We start from the raw sequence: 21,991 nt of genomic DNA on the forward strand, positions 1-21,991 counted from the left end.
CCAGGGCGCCGGGTACCTGCACAATGGGGGAAACGACGGATGGAGTCGGTGGTTTTGGCGTTCCGGATGTTCAGGACGGTGCCTGCGGACGCGCTGGCCATCGTGCGGGCGTACCCGCCGATGGTGGTGTGCTTCGCGGCCGCGCTGACCGGTACGGCCCTCGTCTTCGACGTCTTCTACCTGGTCGCCAGTCCCGGGCTGACGCTGGCGCTGGTGTACACGGTGCCGGTGCTGGCCGGGCTCATCGCCGGCCTGGTCGCGGCCGCGGACGACGTCGAACTGGAACGACCGGTGCTGTTCCGCACGGTCGGGGTGGCCGTTGCCTTCGGCATCACCAACGTGGTCGTCGTGGCGATGATCGCCGCGATGCGGCGGACCGATCCGTCGAACTGGTCGGCCGGCGGCCGGGCGGTGCTGTTCGCCGGCTGCACGGTGTTCGCGGTCGCCTGGGCGATCGTTGCCTGCCGCAAGCTGATCGACGCCCTCGGCATCGAACTGCGGACCAAGCTGCCGCGCCGGCCGGTCCGCGACCCGTTCGCCGCGGCGCAGCTGACCACCCAGGTGGCGCAGCCGCGGGTGAGCAAGGAATCGGCCGCCCGTGCCAAGCCTGTCCCGGTGCCGGCACCGCCGCCACCGGCGGACGAGGAGGAGACCATCCACATCTTCGTCCCGCCGCCGCCGAAGGTCGTGGACCTCGAAGAGGCCCGCCCGGTCACCACGTCGACCGACTCCACCGGCCACGCCGACCGGCTCGTCCCACGCCAGCGCCGTACCCCTGCCCGCCGGACCCCCAAGCCGGGCAGACGCCCGGGTACCTAGCAGGTCAGGTCCACGCCGGGCAGGTGGCCGCTGAGGAGATACGAGATGACCGCCTTGTCGACGCAGTCGTTGCCGTACTCGCCGAAGATGCCGTGCTTACGGGCGTTCTCCAGCGTCAGCAGACGTGCCGCGGTGAGACCCTTCCGCAATTGGGCGGCGTTCGCGTAGACGGATCTCGGGTCGCCGTCGGCGGCCACGATCAGGGCCGGTTCGGCGTTCGCGATCCGGGTCGGCGGCTCCTGTGGTTCGACCGGCCAGAAGGCGCACGGCGAGACCATCCGGGTGAGCGAGCCGAAGTACGGCTCGTCGCGGCGATGCTGCTGGATGTCGCGCCAGTAGACCTGCTGATCACGCGGCACGGCCCGGTCGCCACACGTGATCGCGGTCATTCCGCTCACGAGCGGCGACAGCGCCGGCGTCAGCAAGGCATCGAGGAACTCCCCGAGCTCCGCCCCCGGCTCCACCGGTCCACTGGTGGCCTTCAGCAACGTCCGGACGAACGTGGTGTAGACGGCCCGGGCCGGATCCCGATCGTCGGCCAACGGGCCGAAGAGCACCATCGGCACGGACCCGTCGTCGAGCGTGTACTTCCCCACGTGGAGGCCCTTGTCGGAGGCCGCCCGGTAGATCCGGTCGATCTTCGCCAGTACGTGGCTGGTCGTCGTACCCAGGTGGTACGTCGAATCGCGCGCGGCGGCCCATGACGCCCAGGCGCGTAACGCCGCCTCGTTCGCCGGGCCGGCCGACCGCAGGAGCCGTGGCCCGGACGTCGCCGGATCCATCGGCCCGTCCAGGACGACACGATCGGTCCGGCCCGGGAACAGTTGCAGGTAGACCGCGCCGAGGTAGGTGCCGTAGGAGTAGCCGAGGTAGGAGATCTTCTTCTCGCCGAGTGCGATCCGGACCTGGTCGATGTCCCGTGCGGTGTTCCTGGTGTTGACGTACCGCAGGACGGAGCCGGCGTTGTCACCACAGCGTCCGGCGATCTCGGCCTGGAGCCGGGTGGAGCGGAGGAACGACGACCGGTCGGTGCCGCCCGACCACGGCCAGCCCGCCATCGGCAGCTTGCAGTCCACCGGTGTACTGCGGCCGACGAACCGGGGATCCAGTCCGATCAGGTCGTAACGCGACCCCGCTTCCCCCATCGCGACGCGGAGCCGCAACGGCATGCTCAGCCCGGGTCCGCCCGGTCCGCCGTCGTTGAGCACCATCGTGCCGATCCGGTCACCGGTCGCTTCCAGCCGCGACATCGCGATGGTGATCTTCGGCCCGTCCGGCCGGCTGTAGTCCAACGGGACCTTCAGCTCGCCGCACTTCACACCGGCCCGATCCAGTCTCGCCCCCTCGGAGTCCTTCTCGTCGAGTTGGCAGTGGTGCCACCGAATGGACGGCGGCGGTTCTTCGGTGGCGACCGCCGTACCCGATAGCAGCGCCAGCACCAGCAACAGTTTCATCGATCCTCCTCGAAGTCACTGTCGACGCTAGGGATCGGCGCAGCCCGGCACAGTGCCCCCGGCACCCGGCCCGCGGCAGCGTGCGCGCTACCGGGCGTCGAGCCTGCACACTGGGCGTGTGTGGGATCTGGTGGTGATCGGGGCCGGGCCGGCTGGGGCTTCTGCTGCGCTCGGGGCGCTGGCGGTGGATCCCAGCCTGTCGGTGTTGCTGCTGGATCGACACGACTTCCCGAGGGACAAGGCGTGCGGGGACGGGATCGCGCCGCACGTGTTCGACCTGCTGGCCGAGGTCGGTGTCACCGGACTCGTGGACGACTGGACACCGGTACGGCGGTTCGCGCTGACCCGGGGTGAGGTCGGAGTCGACCGTGACATGGCCCGGCCGAACTGGGTGGTGCCGCGGACGGTGTTCGACCAGCGCCTCGCGGAGGCGGCCCAGTCCGCGGGGGCCGAGCTCGTCCGCCGTCGCGTCCGCGGCATCGAGGTCGCCCGGCGGTCCGTCACCGTGGACGGCGACCTCGCGGCCCGGTACGTCGTCGGCGCCGACGGGGCGCATTCCGTCGTACGGCGGGATCTCGGGGTGAAGCCGGGTCCGGTGGCGCTCGCGATCCGCGGGTACGCGCCGACACCGCCGGAGCGGGCCGCCAGTCAGGTGATCGCGTATGGTCCGGGGCGGCAGCCGTCGTACGCCTGGTCCTTCGACCGCGGCGACGGCTGGTCGAACGTCGGGTACGGCGAACAGCTGACACCGGACCGGTCACGGCCGACCCGAGCGGAGCTGCTCGAACACCTCGAAGTACTGCTGCCCGGTGCCACCGACGGCGGGAAGTCGTGGTGGGGTCACCACCTGCCGCTGTCGAGCTGGTCCTGGCGCCCGCAGTCCGGTCCGGTGATGCTCGCCGGCGACGCGGCCGGGCTGATCAACCCGATGACGGGCGAAGGCATCTACTACGCCGTCGCGACCGGTCTGCTCGCCGGGCGGGCGGTCGCGGACGCTCTGCGCAAGGACACTTCCGACGCGGGTACGACGTACCGTCGCACAACCACCCGAGTGCTCGGCAGACACCTGCGGCACACTGCTCTGACGGCTCAACTCACCCGTTCCGGCCGGGTCCTCGACGCCGGTATCCGGGCCGCCGCGGCCGACCAGGCGATCTTCGACGATCTGGTCGAGCTGGGCCTGGCCGACGGGCTCATCACCCGCCGCCTGCTGACCGCGCTGGTCCGGTCCTGACGTTTTCCGCACTGGTCGTCGGGTACCCGGGCGGCATGGACATCTCGCGTCTTGCCTCTGTGTACCAGGCCGATGGCCCGTTCGCGACCGTCACACTCGACGTCGGTCACGACACCGAGAACGCGGCGCACGAGCACGAGTTGAAAGTCCGCGACGCCTGCGAACGCCTGACCCGGGCCGGTGCGGGCGACGACGTCGTACGGCAGATTTCCGAACTGCTCGGGGAGACGGTCGACCAGCCGGCTCCGGTGACCCGGACCGTGGTCGCCACCGCCGAGGGTGTGCGGTTCGACGAGGTGTCTCATCAGCGGATCGACCAGCCGGTGGTCAGCTGGGAGCCACTGCCCGACCTGCTCGGGTGGGTGCGGATGGCCGAGCGGAACACCCGGTTCGTGCTGGCGCTGGTCGACCACGAAGGTGGCGACATCGCGGTCTACAACTCCGACGTCCCGGAGCCGGACTTCGAGACGACCGCGGGCGGGGAGACGGTCCACGTGCACAAGACCGGCATGGGCGGCTGGGCGGCGCTCAAGTACGAGCACGAGACCGAGAACGTCTGGAGCCGCAACGCCGAGGCCGTGGCCGACGAACTGGAATCCCTCATCCGCGACGGCATCCGGCTGGTGCTGGTCGGCGGCGACCCCAAGTCGCTCGGTCAGGTGACGGAACGGCTGGAGAAGTCGCAGGCCGAAATCGTGCAGTTGGAGTCCGGCAGCCGCCACCAGGACGGCGGCGAAGAGGCACGCGCCGACGCGATCCGGAAAGCGCTGCTCGACCATTCCGTGTCCCGCCGCCTCGAACTGTCTCACCTGCTGAAGGACCGCCTCGGTCAGAACTTCGCCGTCGCCACCGGGGTCCGTGACGTCGCCGACGCGTTCGTGCAGGGTCAGGTGGAGACACTGATCACCGACCCGGACACGCTGAAGGAGCACGACCTGGCGGTGAAGGACCACCCCGGCCTGTCCATCGGCGTACCGGGCGATGCGCCGGTTCGTGCCGACCTCGGCCTGCTGGCGGCCGCCATACACACCGGAGCGCAGGTCACCACCCTTCCGCAGGCCGCGATCGCTGGTGTCCCGGTCGCGGCCCTGCTCCGGTGGGACCAGGGGAGCAGCGCCTAGCGCGTGTGACATCGTGGCCGGGTGGAGCTTCCGAACACTGCGTGGCAAGGGGTCGAGCTCGAGCAGCGGCTGGCCTGGGCGCGCCGATGGATGCCGCGGACGGCCGCGGCGGGCGGGCGGCTGCCGGACCTCGCGTCCGTCCGGCTTGCGGTCACCGCACACATCGATCTGAAGTCGGCTCTGTTCCTCCGGGCCTTCCGGGAGGCCGGAGCCGCGGTGGTCCTGCATCCGGCCGATCCGGCGACGACGCGGGACGACGTACGTCGCCTGGTCGAGACCTGGGGCATCGAGGTCACCACACCGGCCGGTTGCGTCGAGTGGGGTCCCACGCACACCGTCGAGATGGGCGGGGACATCGTGGTCGAGGCGACCGCTCGCGAGTACGGCGGGGTGGTCGCCGGGATCGAGATGACCCGGACCGGCATCAACCGGGTCGCCGGGCTGGCGTTGACCCACCCGGTGTTCGACCTGGACGCCGTACCGGTGAAGAACCAGTTGCACAACCGGTTCGCGGTCGGCTCGAGTACGTGGCACACGGTCCTCGCCCGCACGCAGTTGTCACTGCACGGTCTCGACGTCGTGGTGGTCGGCTACGGCGAGGTCGGCGGAGGTCTGGCCCGGACGGCGCGGAGCCTCGGGGCGATCGTGCAGGTGGCCGAACTCGACCCGGGACGGGCGCTGGTCGCGTCGTACGATGGCTTCGAGGTGGTGGAACGGATCGGTGACAACGCCGACATCGTCGTCACCGCGACCGGACGGACCGGGACCGTCTCGGCCGAGGTGATCGCCGGGCTGAAGGACGGTTGCCTGCTGGTGAACGCCGGCCATTCCGCCGAGGAGATCGACCTCGATGCCCTCGGCAACGGTGAGGACGTGTTGCCGGCGGTGACGAGTCACCGGGTGGGCGGCCGGGAGATCCTGCTGTTCGCGGGTGGGCACGTGGCGAACCTGGCGGCGGGCGACGGCGACAGCCTGAACGCCTTCGACATCACCGCCGCGCTGATCGTCGACTCGACCGGCTGGCTGGTGGCCCGCGGCAACGAGTATCCGCCGGGCCTGCACCCGTACGCGGGACCTACCTGAGTCCGGCCAACTGCTCCGGGGTGAGACGAGCCGGGGCCGGGATCGCGGTGTAGGTGTCCGGCGCCGGCTGATGGAGTACGACGGGGTCGGTGTAGTCGGCGTACTTCGCGGCGTTCGCGAGGGCGTCGGTGATGCGGGACGGCGTCCAGCCCAGCGCGGTGGCGAGTTCATGGGCGGTGAGCGGGCGGGCCGCGTGCAGGAGTGCGGCCAGCGCGGTGAGGGCGTCGTCGATGACCTCGAAGGCGGGACCGCCGGCCATGTCCTCCCCGAGGCGGTGGAAGAACTCGGCCATCTTCCTCAGGCGCTCGCCGGCGGGCGTGTCCCGGCCGAGCAGTTCGGCACCTTCGCCCGCGGTCTCGGCCCAGTTGAGGTTGGTGCGGGCGCTCACCTTCCAGGCGTGAACCCAGACGTCCTCGGCGATGATGAAGTGCTGCAGCCGGCGGCGCGGGTCGGGCTCCCGGCGGATCATGCCGACCTGCTCGAGGTAGCCGACCGCCTTCGAGACCGACGCCGGGCTGACCTGGAGCGAGCGGACCAGGTCGGCCGCGGTGAGGCTGCCCGCGTCGGCCGTGTACAGCCGCGCGAGCACCCGGGCCGCCATCCGCGGCAGGCCGCCCTCGACCATCATCGCGGCGAACCGCTCGGCGAAGCCCTGGACGGCATCCGGCGTCCGTCCGTCCGCATCGGCGGCCGGCTCACCGTCCGGCGCGGCCGGCTTGCGGCGGCGAGCACGTGAGGTGGTCGCGTAGTGGGCGTGGTCGGCCCGGTAGCCGTGGGCGCCGCCGTTGCGCGCGACCTCGCGGCTGACGGTCGAGGTGGGCCGATCCAGTCGCCGGGCGATCTCGGCGTACCCGAGCCCGGCGGTCAGCCCGGCGGCGATCTCCCGCCGCTCCTGGTGTGTCAGCCTGCCTCCCGGCATCGGCCCTCCTCGGTGCGTTCGTCGTCAGCTCATTGCAACGAGAGATTGCGTTCAGCGTCATCGCATTGCACAGATTGCCATGAATCGGCCCGAAATTCAGCGGGTCGACCGCTCGAGCTGATTGCCGGCTCTGTGAACGCAACGTAGCTTTCAGGCGTTCGTGAACGACTTGAAAGGAGAACTGTCGCATGGTGCTTGCGGTCGACGGCCTGCGGATGCGCTACGGCGACACCGAGGTCCTGCACGACATCTCGTTCCAGGCCCGGCGCGGTGAGGTGGTCGCCCTGCTCGGTCCGAACGGCGCGGGCAAGAGCACGACGATCGAGATCCTCGAAGGATTCCGGCTGCGGTCGGCCGGGACGGTCGAGGTACTCGGGGTCGATCCGGCCTACGGCGACGAGCGGTGGCGGTCGCGGCTCGGCATCGTGCTGCAGTCCTGGCGCGACCACGGCAACTGGCGCGTCCGTGAGCTGCTGCACCACCTCGGCACGTACTACGCGCCGTACTCGACCAGCACGATCGAACGGCCCTGGGACACCGGCGAACTGCTGGCCTCGGTCGGCCTCACCGAGCACGCGAACCAGAAGATCAAGACCCTGTCCGGCGGTCAGCGGCGCCGGCTCGACGTGGCGATCGGCATCGTCGGCCGGCCCGAACTGCTGTTCCTGGACGAGCCGACCACCGGCTTCGATCCGCAGGCGCGGTACGAGTTCCACGACCTGGTCCGACGCCTCGCGGCCGAGGACGAGACCACGATCCTGCTCACCACCCACGACCTCGACGAGGCGAGCAAACTGGCCGATCGCATCCTCATCCTGACCGGCGGGCGGATCGTCGCGGCCGGCTCGCCCGCGGAGCTCACCACGCTGATCGCGGGGGACGACGAGGTCCGCTGGAGTATCGACGGCCGGCGCTTCCGTACGTCGACCGCCGACTCGACCGAGTTCGTCCGTGGTCTCTTCACGCAGTACGGCGCCGCCGTCCGCGAACTCGAAGTACGCCGGGCCTCCCTGGAAGACACGTATCTCGCGCTGGTGCGCGGAGAGGAGCGGGTGGCATGAGAGCCGTTGCCGTGCGGGCCGGCTGGCAGCGCGGCCTGATCGAGCTGCGTCAGTCCTTCACGAACGGGCCCGAGCTGTTCAGCCACTTCCTCTGGCCGGTGCTGATGCTGGTGGCCCTGTTCTTCCTCCGGAACCGCGACTTCGGCTCGACCGGGCTGCTGCTCGGAGCGCTCGCGTTGCCGAGCATCCTCGGGATGAACGCGGCGATGGGAATGGTCAGCATGAGCCAGCAACTGACCGCCGACCGCGAGGACGGCACGCTGCTGCGGGCGAAGGCCACCCCGGACGGGATGCTCGGCTACCTCGTCGGCAAGGTCGTCTCGGTCGCCGGCGGACTGCTCGCCGATCTCGCCATCCTGCTCGTCCCGGGCCTGCTCATCGTGGACGGACTGGCGCTCGGTTCGGCGTCCGGCTGGTTCACGCTGGTCTGGGTCCTGATGCTCGGCATGGTCGCGACGCTGCCGATCGGCGCGATCCTCGGCTCGGTCTTCACCACCGCCCGCTCGCAAGGACTGCTCCAGTTGCCGGTGCTCGGCCTGATCGCGATCTCGGGCATCTTCTATCCGATCACCGCGCTGCCGGACTGGCTGGAGTGGATCGGGCAGGCCGGCCCGATCTACTGGCTGGGCCTCGGCATGCGGTCGGCGTTACTGCCCGACAGCGCGGTCGTGGTCGAGATCGACGGCTCCTGGCGTCAGCTCGAGACGGCCGCCGTACTGGGCACCTGGGCGGTGGTCGGGCTGGTTGCCGCTCCCGTCGTACTCCGGCGAATGGCCCGGCGGGAGTCCGGCTCCAAGGTCGCCGAACGGCGTGAACGTGCTTTGCAACGGGTTGCCTGAGTCGTGCGGCCTCACTGCCAGATCAGGCAGAACTCGTTGCCGGCGGGGTCTCGGAGGACCTGGAACTCGTCGCCCGCGTAGATGTCGTCGGCGCGCGTCGCGCCGAGTGAGAGGGCTCGCTCGACGGCTTCACGCCGTACTTCGGCGGCAACGCGCAGATCCAGGTGCAGCCGGTTCTTGCCGTCCTTGGCGTCGTCCTTCACCTGCTGGAAGTAGAGGTGGATCGGTCCGCCCTGCAGGTCGACGTCGCCGTTCTGGGTGTGGACGAGGTCCCCGCCCAGCAGACGTTGCCAGAAGCGGGCGACCTCCTCCGGGTCCACCGCGTCGATCACCACCGCGTCCAGGACCGGTACCAGAGTGTTCATGACATCACCGCCTTCGGTCACGGTCCTCCGGTGCCCGCAGTGCCCGCAGACATGCGGATTCTGAGATCGTCGAGGCATGGGCGACGAGATGGACGTGTGGGCGGTCGACCGGCCCGCGCCGATCGATGACGGGCCGTTGCGCCGCGTCCGCCGTACTGTCCCCGCACCTGGCCCGGGAGAGGTGCTGGTCGAGGTCGAGGCGTGCGGGATCTGCCGGACCGACCTGCACCTGTGCGAGGGCGACCTCGAGCCGCGCCGGCCGGGCGTCGTCCCCGGGCATCAGGTGGTCGGGTCGGTCGTCGGTCGGGGCGCGGGTGCGGAGCGGTTCGCGACCGGTGAGCGCGTCGGGATCGCCTGGTTGCGCGGAACGTGCGGAGTGTGCGAGTTCTGCCGGGACGGATCCGAGAACCTGTGCCCGCGATCGACGTACACCGGCTGGGACGCGGACGGCGGTTTCGCTCAGTACGCCGTGGTGCCGCAGGACTACGCGTATGCCCTGCCCGCTGACCGGCCGGCCGAACAGCTGGCGCCGTTCCTGTGTGCCGGGATCATCGGCTACCGGTCACTTCTCCGGGCGAATCTGCCACCGGGCGGACTGCTCGGGATCTACGGCTTCGGTTCGAGCGCGCACCTCACCGCACAGCTCGCCGCCGCCCAGGGCGCCGAGCTGTTCGTGATGACTCGGGGTGAACGCAACCGGGAGCTGGCCCGTTCGCTCGGCGCGGTGTTCGTCGGCGAGACCGCCGACCGGCCGCCGGTTCCGCTCGACTCGGCGATCGTGTTCGCCCCGGCCGGCGACGTCGTGCCCTACGCCTTGGAGGCGCTCAAACCCGGCGGCACGGTATCGGTGGCCGGGATCCACCTGCCCGACGTGCCGGTCCTCAACTACGAGCGGCACCTGTTCCACGAGCGCGACCTGCGCAGTGTCACCTCGAACACTCGCCGGGACGGGGAAGAACTCTTCCGGCTGGTTGCGCGGCTGCCGATCCGCGCCCACACCACAGCGGTGCCGTTCGCGGAGATCGGCCGGGCGCTGTCCGACGTGGCGCACGGACGTGCCGCGGGGTCGCTGGTCGCCGTACTGAACGTTTGAACACTTCCCTGGCGGTGATCGTTAGAACTGGGTGAAGATTCAACCCCGGGCCCGGGTCCGGACTTCTGGGGCGGCGACTAGCTACGTTAGATTTGATCAAATGTTGTTGACCTACCAGGGAGGGTGAACGCCATATGCGAGGTCTGGCCAGGCAGGTGTGGTCGGTCCTTGCGGCTGCCTTCCCAGGGTCCTCGCGGCCGCGCGCGCTGCGGGACGGGCAGTGCTGAGCAAGATCCTCGGCGCGGTGGGTGTGGTCCTGCTGATCGCCGGGGTGGTGGTCGCCGTCCGCCCGGTCTCGGTCGACGACCGCAACTGCGGGTCGGTGTTCCAGCCGGACAAGGGCATCACGCCGATGCAGTGCGACCCGCGGCTGGACCGCCGCGGCGACGTGGTCGTCGGGCTCGGCACCGGCGGCGTCGCCCTGATGCTGACCGGTTTCGCCGTGGCCGCCGTCCGCGACCGCCGTACTGGCGTCACCTCCTGAGCTCTCTGCCGGGACGGGTCTCCCCGAAGCAATCGGGGTACCGGCCCGGCGAGGAGAGGAGGAGTGCGATGCCCGGCAGACAGGAACTCCCGTCCACGCTGCGTCGCTCACCCGAACACGCCCAGGACATCTGGATCGAAGCCCACGACGCCGCGGTCGAGACGTACGGCGAGGGCGAACGAGCCCACCGGACCGCGTTCGCCGCGCTGAAACACCAGTACGAGAAGATCGGCGACCACTGGGAAGCGAAGCAGCAGGCCGGTCCGTCGGACGAGCAGGCCCGGAGAACCGCGCCGTCCTCGGTGGAGTCCGACGAGACCGCCGGCGGAGTGGACGCGAACGCGAGCAAGCAGCATCTGTACGACGTCGCCCGCCGGCTCGGCATCCCCGGCCGCTCCACCATGACGAAACCCGAACTGGTCGACGCCATTCAGCGCGAAAACGACCGGCGGACCCGCCGCGCCCGCTGACCCGCTCGGACCGGTTTCATCCACCGGCTCACGGGTACAGCGCCCGTGGGCGGCCGGGCGGCGGTGGGTCACTCCGGAAGGTCCGTCACCCCGGCCGCCCACTGTTCGGCTTCTCCGCGTGGCCGCGACCGGCTCTTCTTGACCGATGGTTGACCTTGACACCGTGTCAAGCAGGAAGGTGGTCGCATGTTCACCATCGGGGACTTCGCGGCGTTCGGGCAGGTGTCTGCCCGGATGCTCCGGCACTACGACGCGATCGGGTTGCTCCGGCCCGCGGTTGTCGACGAATCGACCGGCTACCGCTACTACTCGGCGGACCAGCTCAGCCGCCTGAACCGGATCATCGCGCTGAAGGATCTCGGCTTCAGCCTGCAGCAGGTTCACGAGATCGTCGACGCCAAGCTGTCCGCGGAGGAACTGCGCGGCATGCTGCGGCTGCGGCGGGCGCAGCTCGAGGAGGAGCTGGCGCAGAGCGCTTCCCGGTTGGTCAGTGTCGAGGCGAGGCTCCGGCTGATCGAGAAGGAAGGTCACATGTCCACCGACGACGTCGTCCTGAAACGCATCGCCCCGGCCCGAGTCGCCGAACTCAGTGCGCTCTCCAAGAGCTACGACGGTGAGGACATCGGCCCGGTCATCCAGCCGTTGTTCGGCCAGTTGTTCGAGCGGCTCGGAGTGGCCGGCGTGATGCCGTCCGGCCCGCCGGTCGCGTACTACGAGGACGCCGAGGACGACCAGATCCTCGTGCACGCCGCCGTACCCGTCGAGGCCGACCGGATCGCCGACCTCGACGTGTACGAACTACCCGAGCTCCCGCAGGCCGCGACCATCGTCCATCAGGGCGACATGTACGACGCCGACCGCAGCATGCAGACGCTGGCCCGCTGGATCGAGGACAACGGCTACCGCAGCCAGGGCTACGCCCGGGAGGTGACGTTGCAGTTCGACCCCGACAACCCGGCCAACTGGGTGCACGAGTTCCAGATCCCGGTCACACGTCCAGACTGACGGTCGCGAACGAGTGCGGCGGAAGCGTGACCCGCAGCCCCCGCGGGTCCGCCTCCACCGCGGTCAACGCCACCGGTGCCACCGCGGCCGGATCCGTGGTGGTGTTGTACGCCTGCGGCTTCGGTGCCGTCAGCAACCGTCCGGTGGGGTTGCGGACCTCCGCCCCGCGCAGATCCAGCACGACGTCCGCCGGCGACCTCGGGTCCAGGTTGCTCACCGAGATCAGCGCCTTCCCGTCCTTCACACTGGCCGACGCGGACAGCAACTCCATCGTCTTGCCGTCCAGCTCGTACGGCTCCGGCTGCTCGACCACGTGCACCGGGACCGACGTCGCGTCGTGGTGACCCTTGTTCATCTCGAACACGTGGTACGTCGGAGTGAGCACGAGCCCACCGTCGTCGTCGGTCAGCAGCATCGCCTGCAGCACGTTGACGGTCTGCGCGATGTTCGCCATCACGAGCCGGTCCGCGTGCCGGTGGAACACGTCGAAGTGCAGACTCGCGACCAGCGCGTCCCGCATCGCGTTCTGCTGGAACAGGAACCCTGGGTTGGTGCCGGGCTCGACGTCCCACCAGGTGCCCCACTCGTCGAGCACCAGCCCGACCTTGCGGTCCGGGTCGTACGCGTCCATCACCGCGGAGTGGCCGCGGATCACCCGGTCGATGTCCTGCGCCTTGATGATGGTCCGGTAGTAGTCGTCCAGGTCGAACTCGGTGGCCCGGCCCTTGTTCTCCCAGGTGCCGGCGGCCGTGTAGTAGTGGAACGAGATCGCCTGGAAGATGTTCTTCGGGTCGCGGCCGCACCCCAGACAGCTGATCGCCTTCATCAGCGCCTCGGTCCAGTTCAGGTCGTCGTCGGACGCACCCGCCGCGATCCGGTAGAGCTTGTTGTCCCCGTAGTCCCGGCAGAAGGTGGCGTAGCGCCGGGCCAGGTCGGCGTACGCCTCGGCCCGCAGGCTGCCGCCGCAGCCCCAGGCTTCGTTGCCGATGCCCCAGAACGGCACCTTCCACGGCGCCTCCCGGCCATTGGCCTTGCGCAGCCGGACCATCGGGCTGTCGCCCTCGCGGGTCAGGTACTCGACCCACTCGCTCATCTCCTGCACGGTCCCGCTGCCGACGTTGCCGTTCACGTACGGGTCCGCGCCGAGCAACTCGCACAACGCCATGAACTCGTGGGTGCCGAAGTGGTTGTTCTCCTCGACGTTGCCCCAATGGGTGTTGATCATCGACGGCCGCTCCGCCTTCGGGCCGAGACCGTCCTTCCAGTGGTACTCGTCCGCGAAGCAGCCACCCGGCCAGCGCAGATTCGGGATGTTCAGCGCCCGCAACGCCTCGACCACGTCGAGGCGGATACCGCCCTCGTTCGGCAGGGCGGAGTCCTCGCCGACGTAGAAGCCGCCGTAGATGCACCGCCCGAGGTGCTCGGCGAAGTGGCCGTACAGATGCCGGCTGATGGTCGGACCGGGAACGTCCAGATCGATCACGACCCGCGACGAGCTTGCAGTGGACAAGGCCTATCTCCTCTTGTTCTTTACAGTTGGCGCATGAAGAAGACGTCCACCGTGGTGACGATGGCCGATGTGGCGCGGTCCGCGGGGGTGTCCACGATGACCGTGTCGAACGTAATCAACGGCCGGCCGCGGGTCGGCGCGGCGACCCGGGAACGAGTGCTGGCCGCGATCAGCGAGCTCGGGTACCAGGTGAACCTGGCCGCCCGGCACCTGCGCGCGGGCCGCACCGGCGTCGTCGGCCTGGCCGTTCCGGAACTCGAGCGCCCGTACTTCGCCCAGTTGGCCGGCCGGCTGGCCGACCGGTTCGAGGCGCACGGGCTGCGGATCGTGATGGAACGCACCGGCGCCAGCCGCGAGGGCGAGCTCGACGCGGTCGCCTTCTCCCGGCTGCGGATGTACGACGGCCTGATCCTGAGCGTGGTCGACATCGACCCGGCCGAACTCGCCCAGATCCACACCGACGCACCGGTGGTTCTGGTCGGCGAGCGGGCGCTGCCGTCGCGCTTCGACCACGTGATGATGGACAACGTCGGCGGCGCCCGGCAGGCGACCGCGCACCTGCTCGCCACCGGTGCCCGGCGCGTCGTCCTGCTCGGCGGCAACCCGGAAGGAACCGCGAACATGCCGGCGCTGCGGGCCGAGGGCTACGCGCTCGCCCATACCGAGGCCGGCGTACCGATGGATCCCGAGCTGACGATCCGGTGCAGGTTCACCCTGCGGGAGGGGTACGACGCGATCCGGTCGTTGCTCGATCGCCGGATCTCGTTCGACGCCGTGTTCGCGCTCACCGACGTGGTGGCCATGGGCGCCCTGCGGGCCCTGGCCGACGCCGGGCTGCGGGTGCCGGACGACGTCCAGGTGGTCGGCTTCGACGACATCGACGAGGCGGCCTTCCTGGTCCCGTCGCTGTCGACGGTCAACCCCGGGCACGACGAGATGGCCGACGCGATCACCTCGCTGCTGATCGCCCAGCTCACCGGCGGCCCGACCGGTGACCCGAAGGAGCTGATCGTTCCCGCTCACCTGGTCCGGCGCGGCACGACAAAACTGGCCGGCTGACCGCGGCACAGACATCGAAGACTCCCGGGGGTGGGGTGCTCCGGATAGGTATATCGATAAACATCATGGGTCGGCAAGAGGCAATGGTCGCGGTCCCGGCTGTGGGTGGAGCGCGGCCGTCGTACCCACCGCATTGCTGGTCGCCGGCGGGACGTGGCACAGCCCGGCGCCGCCGCCGGGTGGCGAGAGCGCCGGGCTGGTCTGGTGGGGTCAGTGGTTAGAGTCGGCCCGGTCGGGGGAGCGCCTGGTGCGGCCCTTGCCCTGGAGGGTCGGGACGTCGCCCGGCTCCTCGTGGGTGGTCCATTGGGCGTCCACCTTCTTCACACCGGGGATCCGCTTGATCGCGTGCCGGGCGGCCTTCTCCTCGTCGGCGAGGATGTCGCCGACCAGGGTCACGGTCCCATGATCGACGCGGACCTGTACCGCGTGGGGATGGTCCACGTGCCGGCCCAGCTCGGACCGGACCCGGTCGTGCAGCACGGAGTCGTCGGCCGACCGGCCGGTGACGCGGTAGCGGGCCGCCATCGCCATGCCGCGGCCGCGGTTCGACAGGTCGCGGGACAAGCCGCTCAGGCCGCCGTTCATCTCGTGTGCGGCGTGGGTCGTCTTGTCCCGCATCCGGGCTCGCCGCGCCTTGCCGCGCTCGGGATCCAGCAGGTATTCGGTCACCATCCCGGCGCAGATGCCGGCGACGGCGAGCCCGGCAGACTTGAGAACCGGGTGCCCGGAGTTGTTCTTCACCGCGATGCCGCGGCGCCGGGTACTGCGGTCGACGATCAGTCGCATCGTTTTTCTCACCCTCTCGATGATCACTCACCGTTCGGGTACCCACTCGTTCGTGACCGATTCATCACCGGCCGAGGAGGGTCGCGATCTCCGCCATCTGATCGTCCCGCAGCGGCCCGAACTCCATCGCCCGCGCGTTCTCCTCCGCCTGCGCGACGGTCCGGAAACCAGGGATCGGCACCGTCCGCGGACTGCGGGCCCACAACCACGCGAGCGCACCCTGAGCCAGCGTCCGGCCGTCGCTCTCCAGGATGTCGCGGATCGCCGAGACCTTCTCCCACCATTCCGGCGCCGGTACGCCGCCCTTGTCGAAGTACTGCAGCCACGCCGGCGGCAGGGTGCGGATGTCCGCGCCGGTGGCCGGGCGGTTCGCGTCGCGGCGACCGAGAAGGCCCATCGCCAGCGGCGTCCTGTTGATGCTGGCGAGGTCGGCCCGTTCACAGAGCTCGAAGAACTCGGGCGCGTCGTGCAGCACGCTGGCCTCGTGCTGGACGGCCGCGCAATGCTTGCCCTCGGCGAAGAACTCCGCGCTGCTGACGGTGTCCGTGCTCCACGCGTAGCTGCGGATCAGCCCTTCCCGGACAAGTTCCTCGCAGGCCTCGCGCAGTGGCAGAGCAATCTCGTTGGTGGTGTCGAAGTGCAGTTGATACAGGTCGATGTAGTCGGTCCCGAGCCGCTCGAGGGACGCCCGTACCGCCTTGTGGACGTACTCGGCCGACGAGTCCTGGTGATGCATGACGCCGCTCGACTCGTCGAACGTGTTGCCCCACTTGGTCGCGATGACCACCTGGTCGCGAATCCCCTCCAGTGCCTTGCCCAGTACCCGCTCGCTGTGGCCGGCGCCGTACACGTCGGCGGTGTCGAAGAACGTCACTCCCAGCTCGACGGCCCGCCGGATCGCCCGCACCGACTCGTCGTCGTCGACCTCACCCCAGCCCAGCGGCTCGCCGCTGGGGTTGGTGAACGGCCCTCCGATCGCCCAGCAGCCGAACCCGACCGCGCTGACCTCGATCCCCACTCGTCCCAAACCACGCTTCTCCATACTTCAACCCAACCAGCCCCCGGCGCGGACGTCCAATGCATCTTTCTGGCAGATTCGATGCATGAGAAACATCAACTCACGCCGGTGACCGTTCCGTCGTCGTCGGTGGTGTAGAGCCCTCTGGAGAGGTCCAGCAGCACCAGAACGTTCCCGAAGGGGTCCGCCACCACAGCGCATCGACCGACCGGGATGTCGAAGGGCGCTGTGACCAGCCGGCCACCCTGGCCGGCGATCTGCTCTGCCGCCGCGTCGGCCGAGGTCACGAGCCAACTCGGGGCATAGTCCAGCTCGGTCGCCAGGACGATCTCCGTGTCGCTGTCCGGCAGCCGCAACCCGGCTTGCCCGATCTCGTCGTTCCGCCACACCAGCTCGTGCCCGAGTCCGTCCCGGTAGAACGCCAGCCCGCTGTCCAGGTCAGGCACTCGCACTGTCACCGCGTCCACCGCTCGGAGAAGCCCGCTCATGTTTCCAGCTTGCCATCTGGACGGTTCCGCAACTGTTAGGTAACCTTCCTAACAATTAACTCCGCCCGCCCCCGGAGGTTGTGATGAGAATTCGTTGGCTGACTGTCGCGCTGTCCGTGGTTCTGGTCGGCGCGGTCGGTGGATCGGTCGCGGATGCGCGGACCAGCGCGGATGTCCTGCTGTTGCAGCGGCAACCGGTCGTTGTCTCGAGTATCGAAGACCGGACGCTGACCGGCGACCGTGCTGTCGACGGGAGTACGTCGACCCGCTGGGCCAGCGCCGAAGGTGTCGATCCGCAGTGGGTCAAGGTCGACCTCGGCCAGCCCGCAACGGTCCGCCGGGTGAAACTGAGCTGGGAGGCTGCCTACGCGAAGGCCTACCGGATCGAGATCTCCGACGACGGCAGCACGTTCCGCGCCGTCAAAGAGATTGCCGACGGCAATGGCAACACCGATGACCTGACCGGCCTGGCGGCCCACGGCCGCTACGTCCGCCTGGTCGGCACCAAGCGCGGTACGCCGTACGGGTACTCGCTCTGGGAGCTCCAGGTCTATGGCACCAAGGACTCCACCGGCGACACGCAACCGCCCAGCACGCCGACCGGCGTCAGAACCACCGGTGTCACCGCCACCTCCGTCGCCCTCACCTGGACCGCGTCGACGGACAACGTCGGCATCAGCGGGTACGACGTACTGCGCAACGGCGCCGTGGTCGCGTCCACGACGACGACGCAGTACAACGACAGTGGTCTGACCGCCAACACGTCGTACACCTACACGATCCGGGCACGTGACCTCGCCGGCAATCAGTCGGCGCCCAGCGACCCGGTGACGGTCACGACCAGTCCAGGTGGCACCGGTCAGTTCGTCCTGGCGGCCGCCGGTGACATCGCCGCCCAGTGCACGCCCGACGACTCCGCCTGCGTGCACCCGAAGACCGCCCGCCTGGTCGAGGCGATCAAACCGGCCGCTGTGCTGACCATGGGTGACAACCAGTACGACGACGCGCACCTGTCGGACTTCCGGAACTACTACGACAAGTCCTGGGGCCGGTTCAAGAACATCACCAAGCCGATCCCGGGCAACCACGAGACGTACGACAACGTGCCGTTCGAGGGCTACCGCAAGTACTTCGGCTCGATCGCGACACCGCAGGGCAAGAACTACTACAGCTGGGACCTCGGCAACTGGCACTTCGTCGCCCTCGACTCGAACGACTTCACCACCCACGAGAGCGCGGCCGAGCCGCCGCAACTCACCTGGCTCAAGCAGGACCTCGCGAAGAACACCAAGCGCTGCGTCGCCGCCTACTACCACCATCCACGCTTCAGCTCCGGTGACCACGGCGACAACCCGGACAGCATCCAGCTGTGGGAGACCCTTGTCGACGCGAAGGTCGATCTGGTGCTCAACGGGCACGACCACCACTACGAGCGCTTCCTGCCGCAGAACGCCGACGGCGACCCCGACCCGGACGGCCCGGTCCAGATCATCGGCGGCATGGGCGGAATGACCCTGTACGACGTCCATGCCGCGCACCCGGCGACGGCTAAGTTGCTGCAGGAGCACGGCGTACTGAAGCTGTCGATGACCGATACGACGTTCAGCAGTCAGCTGATCGGTCTGGACAACAGGGTCCTGGACAGCAGCCCGACGTACACCTGTCACTGAAGGGCTGACGGGACATGTATCTCGCCGACACCCGGGCCGCGCGCGTGGGGTCCGCGCGTTCCCCGCTGGCCCGGGTGCCCGGGACGGTTGTCGCCCTGGGCATGGTCAGTCTGGTCACCGACATCTCGGCCGAGATGGTCACCGCGGTCCTGCCGCTGTACCTCGTCCTCGGTCTCGGGCTCAACCCGTTGCAGTTCGGTCTGCTCGACGGCCTGTACGCCGGCGCGACCGCCGTACTGCGGCTGGCCGGCGGTCACCTGGCCGACCGGTGGCGCCGGTTGAAGGCGATCGCGGGAATCGGGTACGGACTGTCGGCGGTGTCGAAACTCGGTCTGCTCGCCGCCGGGTCGTCGGTGCCGGCGATCGGCGCGGTGCTCGCGGTCGACCGGGCCGGCAAGGGCATCCGGACGGCGCCGCGGGACGCGCTGATCTCGTTGAGCAGTTCGCCCGAGACGATGGGCCGTTCGTTCGGTGTGCACCGGGCGCTCGACACCGTCGGCGCGTTCCTCGGTCCGCTGGTCGCGGCCGCGGTCTTGTGGGCGAGTCTCGGCGACTTCAGCGCGGTCTTCGTGAGCAGTTTCTGCTTCGCGGCTTGCGGCGTACTGCTGCTCGTCATACTCGTCCGGGATCAGCCCCGGCCGGTGCCGGGCGAGGTGGTGCCGTTCCGGGCGATGCTCGGGTTGCTGCGGATCGCCGGCTTCCGGCGGTGCTGCGGGTGGGCCGCAGTGCTCGGCCTGTTCACCATCACGGACTCGTTCGTCTATCTGGCGGTGCAACGCCGGTGGGACGTCGACGGCTCGCTGTTTCCCTTGCTGCCGTTGGGTACGGCGGGGACGTTTCTCCTGCTCGCCGTACCTCTCGGACGGTTGGGGGATCGGGTCGGCCGGTGGAAGGTCTTCATCGGTGGGCACCTGGCTCTGGTCCTTGCCCTCGTGCTGGTGTTCGGCCCGGTCGGCAACTGGTGGCTCGCTCTCGTACTCCATGGCGCGTTCTATGCGGCGACTGACGGCGTTCTGCCGGCTGCGGTGGGCCCGCTCTTGCCTGAGCAGTTGCAGGCCAGCGGTCTGGCGGTGCTGCAGACCGGGCAGGCTCTCGCCCGGATGGCGTCGGCGGTGACCGTCGGTCTGCTGTGGACGCTCTGGGACATCCGGCTGGCGTTGCTCGCGACAACGATCGCGCTGCTGGTCGTCACCGTTGCGGCCGCCGTGGTCAAGCCGTGGGAGCCCCGGCGATGAGGAAGATCCTCGTGTGCATGGTCGGCGTATTCACGCTGCTCGCAGGTGCTGGTGCGTACGTCGTCTCGGCTCGCGGTGGCGGCGAGGTTGACAACGCGATGCCGGTGGCCACCGGTCAGGCCTTGGCGCTCGACGGGTCGACGTTGTTCTTCCGGAATCTGGCCGGCGGACCGGAGTTCGGGAAGTTGGCCGCCGTACAGATGGGTGAGTCCGGTGCGGCGCGGCGGGTAGGGGAGTTGCGGTGCGATCGGTTCGCGGCCGCTCGTCGCACGGCGATCTGTCTGCGGCTGAAGGCCGGATCGTTGCCGCCGGTCAGCGAGATGCTGGTGCTCGACGGTGAGTTGAACGTGCGGCACCGGGTGACGGTGCCTGGCACGCCGAGCCGGGCCCGGGTGTCGCCGGACGGACGGATCGTGAGCTGGACGCTGTTCGTCAGCGGGGACTCGTACGCGGCAGCCGGGTTCTCGACCCGGACCGGGCTGTACGAGGTGGACACGGGCCGACTCGTGAAGAGCATCGAGGAGTTGCCGGTGTTCGTGCACGGGCAGCGGTACTTCGCCGCGGACGTGAACTACTGGGGTGTCACGTTCGGTGCCGACGGCAACCGGTTCTACGTGACGATGGCGAGCAAGGGGAAGACGTACCTGATCGAGGCCGACTACCGCCGCTACCGCGGTACGGCGATCGCCGAGAACGTCGAGTGCCCGTCGCTGTCACCGGATGGGAAGCGGATCGCCTACAAACAGAAGGTCGCCGGCGGGACCTGGCGTCTGGCGGTCCTCGACCTCACCACCCGCCGCGTCACACACCCGCCCGACTCCCGCCCCCTCGACGACCAACCCGTCTGGCAGAGCAACACCACCCTCCTCTACCCCCTCCGAAACACCTCAGGAACCACCGACATCTGGTCCAGCGGCCTCACCACCCCGCCCACCCTCCTGATTCCCAACGCCACCAGCCCGTCCGTTGGCTGAGCACCCCCCGGTAGGAATACGGCTGCTTATTGCTGACATGAGTTGGCAGTGTTTGCTGAGAGTGTGGGCTGGTGCTCAGGTCTCATCGGCTGCTGCTGCCCGCAGCCTTCGTCACGTCACTCGGCAACAACATTCAGTTGATCGGTGCCGCCCTGCTGCTCGTGCAGGCCCACGGTTCGATGCTGGATGTCGGCTGGCTGTTCATCGCAGTGGCGGTGCCGCAGGCGGTGTTGTCGCCGTACTTCGGTCGCCTCGCGGACCGGTTCGACCGACGCCGGCTGTGGGTGGGGTGCGATGTGGTGAGCGCGGTCGCCGCGCTGAGCCTCCCGATCGGGCTGACGGTCGGTGCGCCCCAGCAGGCGCTGGTGTATGCGAGCAACTTCGCGCTCGCGGTGGTCGCCGCGTTGTTCGTACCGGCGAGCGCCGCGCTGGTGCGGGAGCGGGTGCCGGCGGCGGAGCTGAGACGGTTCAACGGCCGGTACGAGATCGCCTTGCAGTGCGGGATGTTGCTGTCGGCGGCGGTCGGCGGGTTCGCGTTGCAGTACTTCGGCTCCACGCCACTGTTCGTGTTCAACGGGATAACGTTCGTTGCGTCGGCGCTGCTCGTGCTCGCCGTCGGGCGGGGCACACGTCGTACCAATGCGGTCCAAGACTCGCGTCCGGCAATGAAACCCGTCAGCAGGAAGTTGCCCGTGGGTGCGCTCGCGTTGCTCTACGGCCAGGGTCTCGTCGTGGTCACGGTGTTCAACGCGCTTCTGCCCGTCCTGATCGTCGGTGAGTGGCATCGCGGTCCGGCGGTCGTCGGTGTCGTCGACGCGCTCGGTGGAGCCGGGTTCCTGCTGGCCGCGATGGCCTATCGGCGAACCGCCGGACGGATCGGCGATCTGCGGGTGGCGCTCATCGGGTTCGTCGCCTGTAACGCCCTGCTCGTGCTGCAGCCGCTGTTCGGCGTCGGCGTGCTGATGGGGCTCGTGCTGGTGGGGGCGTTCGTGTTCGGCCAGGCGCGCATCGCGACCCGATCACTGCTGATGCTGTCGGTCGAGGAGTCGAGGGTCGGTCATGCCTTCGGGGTCGCCAACGGCTACGGGCTCGCGGCCACGGTCGTCGTCATGCTGATCGCGTCGGTCGTCACCGGGCGCACCGACAGCCGGTACGGGTTCGCGACGCTCGCCGCCATCAGCCTGGCGGCGGCGGTCCTGACCGCCGGCTGGATCCGCCGGTCGACCCTTCGCCGTCGTACTGCGCCTCACCCGGCCGCCGAACCGAATCCGACAGGGCTTATATAAGTGCTGTTACGATAGCTC

General features: G+C 69.3%; 22 protein-coding genes. 15 read left to right on the forward strand and 7 right to left on the reverse strand.

All coding sequences use genetic code 11. The features are described from left to right. Nucleotides 1-39 precede the first annotated feature (39 nt). Nucleotides 40-819, forward strand: a complete 780-nt coding sequence (locus ACYVOK_RS17725; RefSeq protein WP_460663538.1) for a DUF2231 domain-containing protein — start codon at nt 40-42, stop codon at nt 817-819. Here the strand turns inward: ACYVOK_RS17725 and ACYVOK_RS17730 are convergent. After that, the gene (locus tag ACYVOK_RS17730) at nt 816-2,273 is read right to left on the reverse strand and encodes an alpha/beta hydrolase (RefSeq protein ID WP_460663539.1); all 1,458 of its coding nucleotides are present in this window, start codon (nt 2,271-2,273) and stop codon (nt 816-818) included. The genes ACYVOK_RS17725 and ACYVOK_RS17730 overlap by 4 nt on opposite strands. A gap of 118 nt (nt 2,274-2,391) precedes the next feature. Between ACYVOK_RS17730 and ACYVOK_RS17735 the strand changes: the two genes are divergently transcribed. The 3 genes from ACYVOK_RS17735 to ACYVOK_RS17745 are packed head-to-tail and all read left to right on the forward strand — an operon-like array spanning nt 2,392 to nt 5,711. After that, nucleotides 2,392-3,507, forward strand: coding sequence for an NAD(P)/FAD-dependent oxidoreductase (locus ACYVOK_RS17735; RefSeq protein ID WP_460663540.1), 1,116 nt, complete (start codon nt 2,392-2,394; stop codon nt 3,505-3,507). Between the two features lie 35 nt (nt 3,508-3,542). Then, complete coding sequence (locus ACYVOK_RS17740) at nt 3,543-4,628, forward strand: baeRF2 domain-containing protein (RefSeq protein WP_460663541.1); 1,086 nt, start codon at nt 3,543-3,545, stop codon at nt 4,626-4,628. Between the two features lie 21 nt (nt 4,629-4,649). Then, nucleotides 4,650-5,711: an NAD(P)-dependent oxidoreductase gene (locus ACYVOK_RS17745; protein ID WP_460663542.1), complete on the forward strand. Its 1,062-nt coding sequence runs from the start codon at nt 4,650-4,652 to the stop codon at nt 5,709-5,711. Here ACYVOK_RS17745 and ACYVOK_RS17750 read toward each other — a convergent pair. Beyond that, nucleotides 5,704-6,630, reverse strand: coding sequence for a GbsR/MarR family transcriptional regulator (locus ACYVOK_RS17750; protein ID WP_460663543.1), 927 nt, complete (start codon nt 6,628-6,630; stop codon nt 5,704-5,706). The genes ACYVOK_RS17745 and ACYVOK_RS17750 overlap by 8 nt on opposite strands. A 188-nt stretch (nt 6,631-6,818) precedes the next feature. Here ACYVOK_RS17750 and ACYVOK_RS17755 point away from each other — a divergent pair, with 188 nt between their 5' ends. Further along, entirely contained in the window at nt 6,819-7,691 is an 873-nt protein-coding gene (locus ACYVOK_RS17755; RefSeq protein ID WP_460663544.1) for an ABC transporter ATP-binding protein, read from the forward strand. Beyond that, nucleotides 7,688-8,530 carry an ABC transporter permease gene (locus ACYVOK_RS17760; protein WP_460663545.1) on the forward strand — a complete coding sequence of 281 codons (843 nt, stop codon included), beginning with the start codon at nt 7,688-7,690 and terminating at the stop codon, nt 8,528-8,530. Before ACYVOK_RS17755 ends, ACYVOK_RS17760 begins: the two co-directional genes overlap by 4 nt. Nucleotides 8,531-8,541: 11 nt before the next feature. Here the strand turns inward: ACYVOK_RS17760 and ACYVOK_RS17765 are convergent, their stop codons facing one another. Continuing rightward, nucleotides 8,542-8,895 (reverse strand): VOC family protein, encoded by a 354-nt coding sequence (locus tag ACYVOK_RS17765; protein ID WP_460663546.1) that lies wholly within the window; start codon nt 8,893-8,895, stop codon nt 8,542-8,544. A 76-nt stretch (nt 8,896-8,971) separates the two neighbouring features. Here ACYVOK_RS17765 and ACYVOK_RS17770 point away from each other — a divergent pair, with 76 nt between their 5' ends. The 4 genes from ACYVOK_RS17770 to ACYVOK_RS17785 all read left to right on the forward strand — a co-directional run bounded on the left by ACYVOK_RS17770 (nt 8,972) and on the right by ACYVOK_RS17785 (nt 11,947). Continuing rightward, on the forward strand, nt 8,972-9,988 hold the full coding sequence (locus tag ACYVOK_RS17770; RefSeq protein WP_460663547.1) for a zinc-dependent alcohol dehydrogenase family protein: 1,017 nt from the start codon (nt 8,972-8,974) through the stop codon (nt 9,986-9,988). A 220-nt stretch (nt 9,989-10,208) separates the two neighbouring features. Further along, the gene (locus ACYVOK_RS17775) at nt 10,209-10,472 is read left to right on the forward strand and encodes a hypothetical protein (protein WP_460663548.1); all 264 of its coding nucleotides are present in this window, start codon (nt 10,209-10,211) and stop codon (nt 10,470-10,472) included. 68 nt (nt 10,473-10,540) lie between these two features. After that, nucleotides 10,541-10,942 (forward strand): ChaB family protein, encoded by a 402-nt coding sequence (locus ACYVOK_RS17780; RefSeq protein WP_460663549.1) that lies wholly within the window; start codon nt 10,541-10,543, stop codon nt 10,940-10,942. A gap of 186 nt (nt 10,943-11,128) precedes the next feature. After that, the gene (locus tag ACYVOK_RS17785) at nt 11,129-11,947 is read left to right on the forward strand and encodes a MerR family transcriptional regulator (protein ID WP_460663550.1); all 819 of its coding nucleotides are present in this window, start codon (nt 11,129-11,131) and stop codon (nt 11,945-11,947) included. On the opposite strand, the gene ACYVOK_RS17790 is transcribed toward ACYVOK_RS17785, so the two are convergent. Further along, entirely contained in the window at nt 11,931-13,457 is a 1,527-nt protein-coding gene (locus tag ACYVOK_RS17790; protein ID WP_460663551.1) for an alpha-N-arabinofuranosidase, read from the reverse strand. The two genes, ACYVOK_RS17785 and ACYVOK_RS17790, sit on opposite strands and share 17 nt — an antisense overlap. A 33-nt stretch (nt 13,458-13,490) precedes the next feature. Here ACYVOK_RS17790 and ACYVOK_RS17795 point away from each other — a divergent pair, with 33 nt between their 5' ends. Beyond that, a complete protein-coding gene (locus ACYVOK_RS17795; protein ID WP_460663552.1) occupies nt 13,491-14,516 on the forward strand; it encodes a LacI family DNA-binding transcriptional regulator in 1,026 nt (341 codons plus the stop codon). Between the two features lie 210 nt (nt 14,517-14,726). Here ACYVOK_RS17795 and ACYVOK_RS17800 read toward each other — a convergent pair whose 3' ends face one another. The 3 genes from ACYVOK_RS17800 to ACYVOK_RS17810 form a co-directional block, all read right to left on the reverse strand. After that, complete coding sequence (locus tag ACYVOK_RS17800; protein WP_460663553.1) at nt 14,727-15,302, reverse strand: BON domain-containing protein; 576 nt, start codon at nt 15,300-15,302, stop codon at nt 14,727-14,729. A 64-nt stretch (nt 15,303-15,366) separates the two neighbouring features. Beyond that, the gene (locus tag ACYVOK_RS17805) at nt 15,367-16,344 is read right to left on the reverse strand and encodes an aldo/keto reductase (protein WP_460663554.1); all 978 of its coding nucleotides are present in this window, start codon (nt 16,342-16,344) and stop codon (nt 15,367-15,369) included. A gap of 71 nt (nt 16,345-16,415) precedes the next feature. Then, nucleotides 16,416-16,808: a VOC family protein gene (locus ACYVOK_RS17810; protein ID WP_460663555.1), complete on the reverse strand. Its 393-nt coding sequence runs from the start codon at nt 16,806-16,808 to the stop codon at nt 16,416-16,418. An 83-nt stretch (nt 16,809-16,891) separates the two neighbouring features. On the opposite strand from ACYVOK_RS17810, the gene ACYVOK_RS17815 reads away from it, so the two are divergent. From ACYVOK_RS17815 to ACYVOK_RS17830, 4 genes are all read left to right on the forward strand, one after another. After that, nucleotides 16,892-18,478, forward strand: coding sequence for a discoidin domain-containing protein (locus ACYVOK_RS17815; RefSeq protein ID WP_460663556.1), 1,587 nt, complete (start codon nt 16,892-16,894; stop codon nt 18,476-18,478). A gap of 14 nt (nt 18,479-18,492) precedes the next feature. Continuing rightward, nucleotides 18,493-19,713, forward strand: a complete 1,221-nt coding sequence (locus ACYVOK_RS17820) for an MFS transporter (protein WP_460663557.1) — start codon at nt 18,493-18,495, stop codon at nt 19,711-19,713. Next, on the forward strand, nt 19,710-20,687 hold the full coding sequence (locus ACYVOK_RS17825; RefSeq protein ID WP_460663558.1) for a hypothetical protein: 978 nt from the start codon (nt 19,710-19,712) through the stop codon (nt 20,685-20,687). The genes ACYVOK_RS17820 and ACYVOK_RS17825 overlap by 4 nt, the downstream gene beginning before the upstream one ends. Nucleotides 20,688-20,758: 71 nt before the next feature. Beyond that, entirely contained in the window at nt 20,759-21,973 is a 1,215-nt protein-coding gene (locus ACYVOK_RS17830; protein ID WP_460663559.1) for an MFS transporter, read from the forward strand. Nucleotides 21,974-21,991: the final 18 nt, after the last annotated feature.

This window comes from Kribbella swartbergensis, assembly GCF_054784135.1.